General features: G+C 59.8%; 9 protein-coding genes, 1 tRNA gene and 1 pseudogene. 4 read left to right on the top strand and 7 right to left on the bottom strand.

What is annotated here, in order from left to right; translation table 11 throughout:
• Nucleotides 1–436 (bottom strand): annotated as a pseudogene (locus NKH97_RS32710) (OmpA family protein); the annotation flags it as partial.
• A 196-nt stretch (nt 437–632) separates the two neighbouring features.
• Between NKH97_RS32710 and NKH97_RS32715 the strand changes: the two are divergent.
• Nucleotides 633–1,079, top strand: coding sequence for a YcgN family cysteine cluster protein (locus tag NKH97_RS32715; protein WP_013530173.1), 447 nt, complete (start codon nt 633–635; stop codon nt 1,077–1,079).
• A gap of 253 nt (nt 1,080–1,332) precedes the next feature.
• The gene (locus NKH97_RS32720) at nt 1,333–1,689 is read left to right on the top strand and encodes a hypothetical protein (protein WP_023809642.1); all 357 of its coding nucleotides are present in this window, start codon (nt 1,333–1,335) and stop codon (nt 1,687–1,689) included.
• Nucleotides 1,690–1,935: 246 nt separating this feature from the next.
• Here the strand turns inward: NKH97_RS32720 and NKH97_RS32725 are convergent, their stop codons facing one another.
• On the bottom strand, nt 1,936–2,646 hold the full coding sequence (locus NKH97_RS32725; protein ID WP_023809641.1) for an SIMPL domain-containing protein: 711 nt from the start codon (nt 2,644–2,646) through the stop codon (nt 1,936–1,938).
• Nucleotides 2,647–2,781: 135 nt separating this feature from the next.
• Here NKH97_RS32725 and NKH97_RS32730 point away from each other — a divergent pair.
• A tRNA-Ile gene (locus tag NKH97_RS32730) sits at nt 2,782–2,857 on the top strand.
• Between the two features lie 212 nt (nt 2,858–3,069).
• Here NKH97_RS32730 and NKH97_RS32735 read toward each other — a convergent pair.
• From NKH97_RS32735 to NKH97_RS32745, 3 genes are read right to left on the bottom strand one after another with little or no spacing between them, the layout of a single operon-like run.
• Nucleotides 3,070–4,758, bottom strand: coding sequence for a recombinase family protein (locus NKH97_RS32735; protein WP_352799871.1), 1,689 nt, complete (start codon nt 4,756–4,758; stop codon nt 3,070–3,072).
• The gene (locus NKH97_RS32740) at nt 4,755–5,261 is read right to left on the bottom strand and encodes a DUF2924 domain-containing protein (RefSeq protein ID WP_032908834.1); all 507 of its coding nucleotides are present in this window, start codon (nt 5,259–5,261) and stop codon (nt 4,755–4,757) included. Before NKH97_RS32740 ends, NKH97_RS32735 begins: the two co-directional genes overlap by 4 nt.
• 5 nt (nt 5,262–5,266) lie before the next feature.
• Complete coding sequence (locus tag NKH97_RS32745) at nt 5,267–5,641, bottom strand: DUF3489 domain-containing protein (RefSeq protein WP_352582477.1); 375 nt, start codon at nt 5,639–5,641, stop codon at nt 5,267–5,269.
• 366 nt (nt 5,642–6,007) lie between these two features.
• On the opposite strand from NKH97_RS32745, the gene NKH97_RS32750 reads away from it, so the two are divergent.
• Nucleotides 6,008–6,994 carry a 5'-nucleotidase gene (locus tag NKH97_RS32750; RefSeq protein WP_081734773.1) on the top strand — a complete coding sequence of 329 codons (987 nt, stop codon included), beginning with the start codon at nt 6,008–6,010 and terminating at the stop codon, nt 6,992–6,994.
• Nucleotides 6,995–7,213: 219 nt separating this feature from the next.
• Here NKH97_RS32750 and NKH97_RS32755 read toward each other — a convergent pair whose 3' ends face one another.
• Both NKH97_RS32755 and NKH97_RS32760 read right to left on the bottom strand, forming a co-directional pair.
• Nucleotides 7,214–7,750 carry a GNAT family N-acetyltransferase gene (locus tag NKH97_RS32755; protein ID WP_023809638.1) on the bottom strand — a complete coding sequence of 179 codons (537 nt, stop codon included), beginning with the start codon at nt 7,748–7,750 and terminating at the stop codon, nt 7,214–7,216.
• 111 nt (nt 7,751–7,861) lie between these two features.
• Complete coding sequence (locus NKH97_RS32760) at nt 7,862–9,598, bottom strand: adenylate/guanylate cyclase domain-containing protein (RefSeq protein WP_023809637.1); 1,737 nt, start codon at nt 9,596–9,598, stop codon at nt 7,862–7,864.
• Nucleotides 9,599–9,918 lie beyond the last annotated feature (320 nt).

Genomic DNA, 9,918 nt, shown 5'->3' on the forward strand with positions numbered 1-9,918 from the left:
CGGCTGGAGCGGCCTGTTCGGCCGGCGCCTGCTCGGTCTGCTGCTGCTGGTCGCGCTTCTTCCTGCGCGGCTGCTGTTCCTCGGCGGGTGCTGCCTGTTCGGCCGGCGCCTGCTCGGTCTGCTGCTGCTGGTCGCGCTTCTTCCGGCGTGGCTGCTGCTCCTCGGCGGGCTGCTCGCTCTGGGCAGGCGCGGCCTGCTGTTCAGGCTCGGCCTTCTTGCGTTCGCGCTTCTGTTCGGGTTCCGCCTGCTGCTTTTGTGCGCAGGCTTCGGCCGCTTCGCCTTCGGCGCATGCTGCTTGCGCCAGGATGAATGGGGCTGCCGTGCGCTGGGCAAGGCCGGACGCGACACTTCCCTGAAGCGGGAACGCGCCCAACGGCGCGGATGCCATCAACAGGCCAAGTGCCGTGCCTGCCAGAATCCGTGGTTGGCGTTTCATCGAAATTCTCCTTGTGGGGTCCCATCCTTGCCGAAACCGATCTTGTGCCGATTGGTTCCAGTCTGGCACGGATAGAGGCCGTACGGGGCGATTGACCGACCTTTTGAAGGCAACTTCATGTCATTCACCTGGCGATAGCCGCATTGCGACCATTGCCGCGCTTGACCTTGCCCGCGGCTGGGGCCACATCCCGGAAATGGAAACGCCATTCTGGAAAACCAAGGCGCTGGAGGCGATGAGCCCGGCCGAGTGGGAATCACTGTGCGACGGCTGCGGCAAATGCTGCCTGTCAAAGCTTGAGGACGAGGACACTGGCGAGATCTACTGGACCAGCGTCGGCTGTCGGCTGTTCGACGCCGAGACCTGCCGCTGTTCGGACTATGCCAATCGGCTGGCGCGCGTTCCCGACTGCGTCGGGCTGACGCCGCAGAATGTGCGAACCATCAGCTGGCTGCCCAGCACCTGTGCCTATCGGCTGGTGGCCGAAGGCCGCGACCTCTACTGGTGGCACCGGCTGGTGTCGGGCAGCGCCGAGACCGTGCATGAAGCCGGCATCTCGATGCGCGGCCGGGTCAAGGCGAGCGAAACCGATCTTGCCGAGCCGGAAGACTATTTTGACTATGTGCTGGACGAGGAGCCGTAGGACCAGCGACGGTGAGCAGGAGCCTCCCGTTCGAATGCATTCGGCCAATCAGCGGGGTTGGAACCGGGGCGTCGAGTCAGACGTTCTGGCCTTCACCAAGGGCTGGGGACGACGGCAAATGGCCGGAACTTTCCTTCTTCCCGCCATATGAACCGGAGATGAACGGCAGGTTCGTAAAGAGTTCAGACAGGCAAGCGCATTCTCCCCCTCATCGGTTCACAAGGGGCGAAGGCCCGCAAAAGGAGAGAAGACGATGTTCAACACGATCAAGACGGCAGCCCTTTCGGCCCTGGTCGGTCTCGGCACGCTGGCGGCTGTTCCCGCTCACGCCGACAGCCTTTACCTCGGCTTCGGCAACAACAACGACCCGCGTTTCGGCGTCTATACCGGTGACGACGGTTATCGCCATCGCCGTGACGAGCGCCGTGGCGACTGGCGCCGTGGCTGCTCGCCGGACCGCGCCCTCGACAAGGCCGAACGCATGGGTCTGCGCCGTGCCCGCATCGTCGACGTCAGCCGTCGTACGGTGAAGGTGATGGGCCGCCAGGACGGCGACCGCGTCGTCGTCGTGTTCGCCAATGAGCGCGGCTGCCCCGTCATCTATCGCTAAGGCCGGCTTTGGCGGATCATAGAGGCATGATCGTCTGCGAGGATCAGCCGGGAGACACGACCTTCAGTGAAGGTCGGTCTGGCAGCATGATCTCCTACGAAGATCAGCCGGGACTAGCCGAGCCCCTTTCCGTTTGAAGGGTGTGGCTCGAAAAAACCCCGCGGGAGCAATCCTGCGGGGTTTTTCATGCACGCTATTGGCTGATGATTGCCGTGGCTAGGCTCAGCTACGGACCGTCAGAGCCGATTATTTCAGTTCGAAGGTGACGGTGACCTGCACATTGTAGGCGTTCTCACCGGCTTGTACCGGAGCCGCGCCGGCCGCGGCATCGAAGGCTTTGGCATTGATCGGCATCGGCGCCGGCCTGATGTTCTGGTCTGTGATCTCGAGCACCCGGCCGAGGCTGACGCCGGCGGCTTCGGCCAGCGTCTTGGCCTTGGCCATGGCGTCGGCGACCGCCTTCTTTCGCGCCTCGGTGACCGTGGCTGCCGGGTTGTCGTTGGTGAAGGCAATGCCGCCGCCCTGGTTGACGCCCAGCGACACCGCCTTGTCGAGGACCTCGCCTGTCTTGTCGACGTCGCGCACCCGCACCGAAAGCGTGTTGGTCACCTGATAGGCGACGAGTTCGGCTTCCTGGCTGCCGTCCGGCTTGTTGGTGTAGTTGTAGCGCGGGTTGATCTGGATGCCAGCGGTCTGCAGATCGCGGTCCTTGATGCCGGCGGACTTCATCGCCGCGATCACGGCGGCCATGGCGTCATTGTTGGCATCGAGCGCGGCGCGCGCGGTCTTGGCCTCGCGCATGACGCTCAGCGTCAGGACCGCCAGATCGGGGGCTACGGTTGCTTCGCCTTCGCCCGACACGATGATGCGGGGCGGCGTCGGCAGATCGGCGGCTCCAGCCATCGCCGGAAAAGCGATTGCAGCGGCGAGCGCGAGAGGCAAAAGATGTCTGGTCATGAAAATCTCCTTGGTCTGCGATCAAGTCGCAAGGGGTCGCGTAGAGCGCGATTATGGGTTGATTTGGGCGATCTGCGGAAGCCCGTAGGGAAAGCCTTGTGCCGCGATGCGAAAAACATTAATCCAGCCCGCGTGGGGCCTGTAGCTCAATGGTTAGAGCCGGCGGCTCATAACCGCTTGGTTGGGGGTTCGAGTCCCTCCGGGCCCACCATCCAGTCCCCTCGTTTTTCGGGGTTTCGACCGTCTCAGAATACCTCCGACATTTCCGTGGGTTAGCGCCGAGTAGTGGGCAACACTTGGCTGAGACGCCGCGGTAAACGCAAAACACCCGACTTTTAGTCGTCCGTCTCTGTCGGGCGAATTCCGTAGCCAAGTGTTTGCCAAAGCGATGGTCGACTGGTCAGCGAGATGCTCGCCGGATGGTTAGAAGCCCAGGAGTGCAGCCTGGTCAGTCCAAGTAAGGGGGAGGTCCGACAATCGGGACAGCCGGTGCGCCGTTAGTTCAACAGGTTGATCACCTGCAACGATGTTGGCCGCAATTTTTGGAACGAGGAAAGCGAAGGGCAATAGGCGGCTGACCTCGGATGTATCGGTGCCGTTGAGCATGGCAACGTCGGTAAGGCTGCGACCGACTCCGTCTGTAAGTTGGCCGAGATATAGGTGGGCGCGGCGCAGAAGGTTGATCAAGGCGGCATCGGGTGCCCGCTTGATATTGGATCCGTTGGTAAGCACGATCCGCGTTTCGACGCCGCGACGCTTCATTCCGATTGGACATTCGATGGAAGTTACTTGGGCGCTATCGTTGGGTGGCAGCTTTCGGTCGAGAAGCAATTCCGATAGCGAGCGGCGATCCAGTTCGATGGTCAATAAACCAAGCTTGAGGGTGATCCTGTGAACGATCTTTTGGAGGAGAGATCGCTTCGCATCCGTAGTGCCTGAAGCCCAACACGACCGCATCTCGTCAACTCGCCGCATCGCGGCCTGGATTTCGCCAGAGTCTGCCCATTGCCGAATCCAATCAGACAGTTGGGCTTGATCACTGAGAATCCGATTGAGGCGATGCTCAACAACTGACTCAAGTGCGGGTGCCGGAAGACGCCAGCCCTCGGAACCTTTCCTGCGCTCATCGACGAACTGCTTTGAGACATAGTATCGGTAGCGAACACCTTGCTTATTGGCATGAACCGATCGCAATTTCTCGCCCGCTTCATCAAAGAGCAGACCGGTGAGCAAATGGGCTTGCGTGACATTGGACTCGCTTCGCCGCCGCGGCGCCTGAGAGGCAAGTAGTGCCTGGGCCTCGTCGAACGTGGCAGACGTGACAATTGGCTTGTGTTCTCCATCGTAGACCTGATCCTTGTGCCTGATCTTGCCGACGTAGACCGGGTTCGAAAGCAGGTGGTAGAGGTTGCCGCGACCAAACGGCATGGTAACTGCAACTGATCCGTCTATGAGGTGTCGCGATCGTGTGGAAACCCCGTCGCTCGCAGCCTCATCGACAAGGTCGCGCACTGACCTCAGGGTGAGATAGCGGGCGAACAGGTGTCTGACTGTTTGTGCCTCGGTTTCGTCAATCACCAGCTTGCGGTACTCGACACGATAGCCCAGGGGCACCACGCCACCCATCCACATGCCTTTCTTCTTCGAGGCCGCGATCTTGTCGCGGATACGCTCTGCTGTAACCTCTCGCTCGAACTGGGCGAAGGACAAGAGCACGTTGAGCGTGAGCCTGCCCATTGAGGTTGTGGTGTTGAACTGCTGCGTGACCGAGACAAACGAGACGGAGCTGGCATCGAAGATCTCGACGATCTTGCAAAAATCCATCAGCGAACGGGTGAGGCGGTCGATCTTGTAGACGACCACCACATCGACCTCTTTGTCCCGGATGTCCTGTAGGAGACGCTGCAGGGCAGGGCGCTCCATCGTGCCGCCCGAAATCCCGCCGTCATCGTAGTGGCTTGGCATCAACTTCCAGCCAAGACCGACCTGCGATGCGATGAAGGCCGCGCACGCTTCGCGCTGGGCATCGAGCGAATTGAATTCCTGCTCCAATCCCTCTTCGGTCGATTTGCGAGTGTAGATCGCGCAGTTGAGGCGAGGGATTGCTGTCATAGGCCAAAGAACCTCGGGCCAGACCAATGGGCGCCGGTAATGCGGCGGGCGACAGCCGACAGCGATCCGTACGTCTTGCCATCGAGCACGAAGCCGTCATAGACCACTTCGATAACGTGCATCCGGCCATTCCATTCCCGCACCAGACGGGAGCCGATTCTTGGCGGAAGGGATCGTGGCGGCGACGTTAGTGCCTTATCCGATGACGCTGCTCGGACCGACGGAACACCGTCCTCGCGATCCGGTCCAGTATTGCTCGGTTGGACAGCCTTTACGTTGGACTGGCGCGCGTTGCCTGCTCCGAGTGTTTTCTTGACGGTCGAAGGTAAACCACCCAATCGCTTGGCCTGGAGATGCCAGGCGGCCGACCGTTCAAGCAACCCACGTTTGACCCCTTTGGGCGGCGGGCAGCCATAGGCCTTTTTCCATGCTGCCGTGAGTTCATCACGCGTGAGACCGCCAATCCCGGCGATCTCACTATCCAGATCCTGTCTTTTGCGCATCTAGGTCAACCGGCGGTCTTCGCCTCGGCAATGCGGTACCGCCTTTGTCCGTCCTTGCCGGTGTCGCTGAGCAGTTCGTGGCCAAGCTTCTTCTTGACGGTACCGGAGAGGAAACCCCGCACCGAATGCGCCTGCCATCCCGTCGCATCCATCAGGGTTTGGATTGTAGCGCCTTTGGCCGACTTCAGCTTCTTGAGGACGATGTCGGTTTTGGTAGGCGCTGCGGGCGCTTCGTCCTTTACCTTCTTGACCGTCACCGCGACGGTCACCACGGACTTCTCGCGCGGCTTCCGGGTTGGGGTGCTGTCGTCGACGCTGGGTGCCGTATCGGCGGCTTCCGCATTGTCGGCCTTCATAGTGGTGTTGTTAAAGATAGACATTTCAAATCTCCATCAGTTAGAAGCCCGGACCATTCCGGCGCTTGTACTGACCGAAGCCCGCTGTCTTGGCGGGCTGGAGATTCTGCTCGTTGTTAATCCATTGTTCTTCTGCTGCGCTGGCAACACCAATGCTTCGTTGCCGTATGAAGTCCAGTCGAATATCGCTGCCTTCGAGGGCTTAGACCACACCAGTGGACCTTCCCACGACGTGTCGATGCTCCCAAGTCCATCTGGCATTTGAAAAGTTAGGAAATCGCGATGAAATGACAGCGATCCGCAATGAACCGCAGATCTTCAATTCTTCGGAAATAAGTCAAATATAGAAAGGGCATTGCCTAGGCTGTCTTAATATCGGAGGAAGGGCAAATGGAAATCGCGGAAGCCTCTCTTACAGCCGAAGATGACAAGGGGAATGGCGATCCAGGGTCTACGCTAAGGGCCAGCCCTCTCCGCATCGGAATCTCTACGCGCGCTCTTTTTGATCTGGAGGAGGAACATCGCGTATTCGAGAACTACGGCGTCAAGTCGTATGCGGCCATGCAACTCGAACGCGAGGACGTGATCCTCCGCAGGGGTGCTGGCTTTGAGGTAGTCGAGCGGTTACTCGCGCTGAACGATCCTGAGGCTGCTCCGTATGTTGAAGTGATCCTTCTGTCCCAGAACTCGCCCGACCTCTCTCTCCGAGCGTTCAAGTCGATCGATCATTATGGGCTTGTCGTCAAGACAGGCAGTTTTACTAGCGGGCGGTCACTCGCTCCTTTTGTTCCTGCTTGGGGCATTGACCTATTTCTCTCAAACGCGGACACGGATGTAAAAGGAGCGGTGGACGGCGGAGCAGCCGCTGCTCGGCTTGGCTTGGCGCCCAAGGATCGTGCCGAAACACCCCAGGGCGAGGTCCGGGTCGCGTTCGACGGCGATGCTGTAGTGTTTGGCCCCGAGTCCGACGCAATCTACAAAGAAAAGGGCCTGGAGGCTTTCCTTGCGCATGAGACCGCGAACGCGAGCAATCCGATGGCGCGCGGCCCGTTTGGCAATTTTCTTCACAAGTTATCGGCATTGCGCCGAGTTTTCCTTAATGAGGGCAACGTGAGTAAGGTCCGCATCGCACTTGTCACTGCCCGGAACGCCCCTGCGCATGAGCGCGTAATTCGGACGCTGAGAGCGTGGGGAACACCAGCTGACGAGGCGCACTTCGTAGGCAGCCGTGAGAAAGCACCCATCCTGAAGGCGCTCGGGGCCCACATTTTCTTTGATGATCAAGAGAAGCACGTTTTAGGCGCGGCGGCAGTGGTTCCTGCCGGCCATGTTCCCGGACCTCACGATCCGGCTGCGCCGGTAATCCCGGCCGGCTGATTCTTCAGGATTAGATCTCGTTCGCTTTGACTGAGCGTCCGAACGTGACGGCATGCGATCTGGGCATAGTGGAAGCCGAACGGCGGCTTTGCGCCCAATGGCAGTCATTCGTACGGTCCCGTCCATTCACCAAAAGCGGACCATGGGGCGGAAGTATAGGTGAGCATTCCGTGCCGGCGAGCGCCGCCAACTGCGTGCGACTGCCCTGTAAGCCGGAGGTCAGAGCGTCTTGCTCATAAGCAGGATAGGAACCGGAGCCCCGCCACGCTCGTCGAAGAATTTCTTGACGGATTGGTACCCGCAGGCGCGATACAGTGGCTCTCCGGCCGCGGTAGCTGCCAGCTCAGCACGGGCGAAGCCCTCGGCCTTGGCGGCACGCTCACAAAGCGCAAGGATCAAGTGGCCGACCCCCCGCCGGACAAAGTCCGGATGGGTGTACATGGCTCTGATGCGTGCTGCGTCCTTGGCAGGATCAAGCAGCGCTGCATCACGTCCAGGCGACTGATCTCCACCATACATCGTTGCGCGCCGGCTCCAACCGCCGCAACCTGCCAAAACGCCGTTGTGCTCCACGAGGAAGTAAGTGCCGTCGTCGACAAGTTGTGTATCCAGCCCCATGATGGCCCGGCTGGATTGGATCTGAGCGTCATCTAGAAAGGGCTTCTGGAGTTCAGAGATCGCCGCGTCCATGAGCGTAATCAGGGCCGGGAGATCCTCCCGTTGTGCTTTCCGGTGCCGAAAGTCTTCACTTGCCATGTTCAAGTCTCGATTTGACGAATTTCGTTCCGGCAGAAGAGACCAAATATTCGCTGCTGCGGCAGCTTCGAGACGCTATCCACTGCGGCCCCGACGGCATAGCCGTGACAGTCATTCTGGCAGCCCCGCCATGCGATAGCCTTCCACGATATGCCGTCGGACGTCCTCGGCCGGGAAAGGCTGCGAAGCTGACCAATGCCTGATTGTGAAGTGCGGATTGCTTATCATGAACATTTCCGCCTCCCAGCGCGCCTCCTCCAAACGGCCAAGTTGCGCAAGGCTTGCTGCAAGCAGGCGTCGTGAAGTCGTGCGATAAGTTTCGGGTCTCCGCAACGTTTGAACCGCGGATTCGTAGTCGCCGATGGCATACTGAGCCTGGCCCAACATCCAGTAGTACCAACCGGGCGGGTGAGGGTTGAGCCGCAGCGCCTTGCGCACCTGCTCTATGGCTTCGGCAGGCCGGCCGTTTTCCGTCGTCAGTTCAGCTTGCATTGCCCATGCGTCGGCGTGGTTGGGATCCAGCTTGTGGGCGGCGGCGAATTCGGCATCCGATTCCGCCCAGCGACCCTCATGTCCTAGTATAACGCCCAATACCCATCGGTTCCCAGCGTCATTCGGGTCGAGTTCGACCGCCTGCTGTGCTTCGGCAAGCGCACTTGTGCGATTGGGGTCCATCGGTTCGTCCCAGAACTCCCAGCCCAGCCAGAGGTTGAGTGCCAGCCAACGATGCGCCTCCGCATATTCCGGATCGAGCGCAATTGCCCGGTTCAGCAGGAAAATGGCTTCTTTCGCGGTGAGTGCCGTTTGCAGGCCCAAGGCCCGTGCACGCACACATAAATCATAGGCCTCCAGGTTCTTCGGTCTGTTGCGCCCCGGCGCGGCGGTCAGACGGCCCACCAGAGCCTCGACAATCTTGCCGGTCACCTCGTCCTGAACAGCGAAGATATCTTCAAGGCTTCGGTCGAATCTTTCGGCCCAAAGGTGGTCGCCCCCGATCGCATCGATCAATTGAGCGTTGATACGCACCCGTCCAGCTGCCCGCCGTGCACTACCCTCAAGAAGATGGCGCACTCCCAGTTCTCGCGCGATGCGACGCACATCCATATGCCTGCCCTTGTATGCAAAAGCCGAGTTGCTGGCGATGACAAACAACTCGCTGTTCCTCGACAGATCCGTGATCAGGTCTTCGGTGAGGCCGTCGACAAAAGCCTCCTGCTCCGGATCGTTGCTCATGTTCGTAAAGGGAAGGACGGCGATGGAGGGCTTGCCGGGGAGCGGCAGCGGCGCTTTCTCTGCCGGTCCGCCACTTTCAGATGAGGCCGATAACCGAATCCGGTAAACGGATACCGGTTCGGCAACGTTCTTGATCGCTTGCGGACCGAGTTCGTCGAAGTCGCATTCAAGCTTTCGCTTGACTTGATCGTAGACGCTGCCGGAGACGCAGATATCTCCGGCCCCGGCCATTGCCTGAAGCCGCACTGCGACAACAACGCCATCGCCGAACAGATCGCCGTCCTCGACAACGACATCGCCCAGATTGATGCCGATATGCAGGTTGATTTGTCGGTCGAACGCCAAACCCTCGTTCGCGGCCATCATCCGCTTCTGGAGTTCGACGGCGCATGACACCGCGTTCACTGCGCTTCCGAACTCGACTAGGACGCCATCACCCATCACTTTTACGACACGGCCGTGACGGTCGCGGACCAGTGGTTCCAGGATCTCCTTCCGCCTCCTCTTTAACGCGTTCAATGTTCCTTGCTCGTCCAGGTCCAGAAGTCGGCTGTAGCCCACCACGTCGGCGGCCAATATGGCGGCAAGACGGCGTTGGGCGCGTTCTTCGGCCATTTCGCTTTGCTTTCATTGAAAGCAGAAAAATGGGATTGTATGACGTCTATTTCAAAAGTCTATCAGGCTGACTTTGAAGCTCGATCGGCAAGCCGCTACATGGGGTGATCGCGTCACGTCGGTCGATCATTCACTTTCTTGTTTACGCGGTCGCGAGGACGATACCTCAAAGACGGAGGGGCCTCAGCCGAGCCCGCATTGTGTCGTTTCGGAACCGGGTGGACCAATCAATTTAGGTAGTGTGCTGAGAGTTCTGCAAATTCGCTGAGAGAGGGCGGTCATGGCAGGCTGGTGATGTTCAACGTCACCGATTCCCGCGA

Origin of the sequence: Mesorhizobium sp. M0870 (assembly GCF_040319775.1) — a bacterium.
Classification (GTDB): domain Bacteria; phylum Pseudomonadota; class Alphaproteobacteria; order Rhizobiales; family Rhizobiaceae; genus Mesorhizobium.

Excerpts from the sequence above, each read along its gene's own strand:
- NKH97_RS32745 (WP_352582477.1), bottom strand. The coding sequence starts at position 5,641 with ATGTCTATCTTTAACAACACCACTATGAAGGCCGACAATGCGGAAGCC.
- NKH97_RS32735 (WP_352799871.1), bottom strand. The coding sequence starts at position 4,758 with ATGACAGCAATCCCTCGCCTCAACTGCGCGATCTACACTCGCAAATCG.
- NKH97_RS32750 (WP_081734773.1), top strand. The coding sequence starts at position 6,008 with ATGGAAATCGCGGAAGCCTCTCTTACAGCCGAAGATGACAAGGGGAAT.
- NKH97_RS32740 (WP_032908834.1), bottom strand. The coding sequence starts at position 5,261 with ATGCGCAAAAGACAGGATCTGGATAGTGAGATCGCCGGGATTGGCGGT.
- NKH97_RS32715 (WP_013530173.1), top strand. The coding sequence starts at position 633 with ATGGAAACGCCATTCTGGAAAACCAAGGCGCTGGAGGCGATGAGCCCG.
- NKH97_RS32760 (WP_023809637.1), bottom strand. The coding sequence starts at position 9,598 with ATGGCCGAAGAACGCGCCCAACGCCGTCTTGCCGCCATATTGGCCGCC.
- NKH97_RS32720 (WP_023809642.1), top strand. The coding sequence starts at position 1,333 with ATGTTCAACACGATCAAGACGGCAGCCCTTTCGGCCCTGGTCGGTCTC.
- NKH97_RS32725 (WP_023809641.1), bottom strand. The coding sequence starts at position 2,646 with ATGACCAGACATCTTTTGCCTCTCGCGCTCGCCGCTGCAATCGCTTTT.
- NKH97_RS32755 (WP_023809638.1), bottom strand. The coding sequence starts at position 7,750 with ATGGCAAGTGAAGACTTTCGGCACCGGAAAGCACAACGGGAGGATCTC.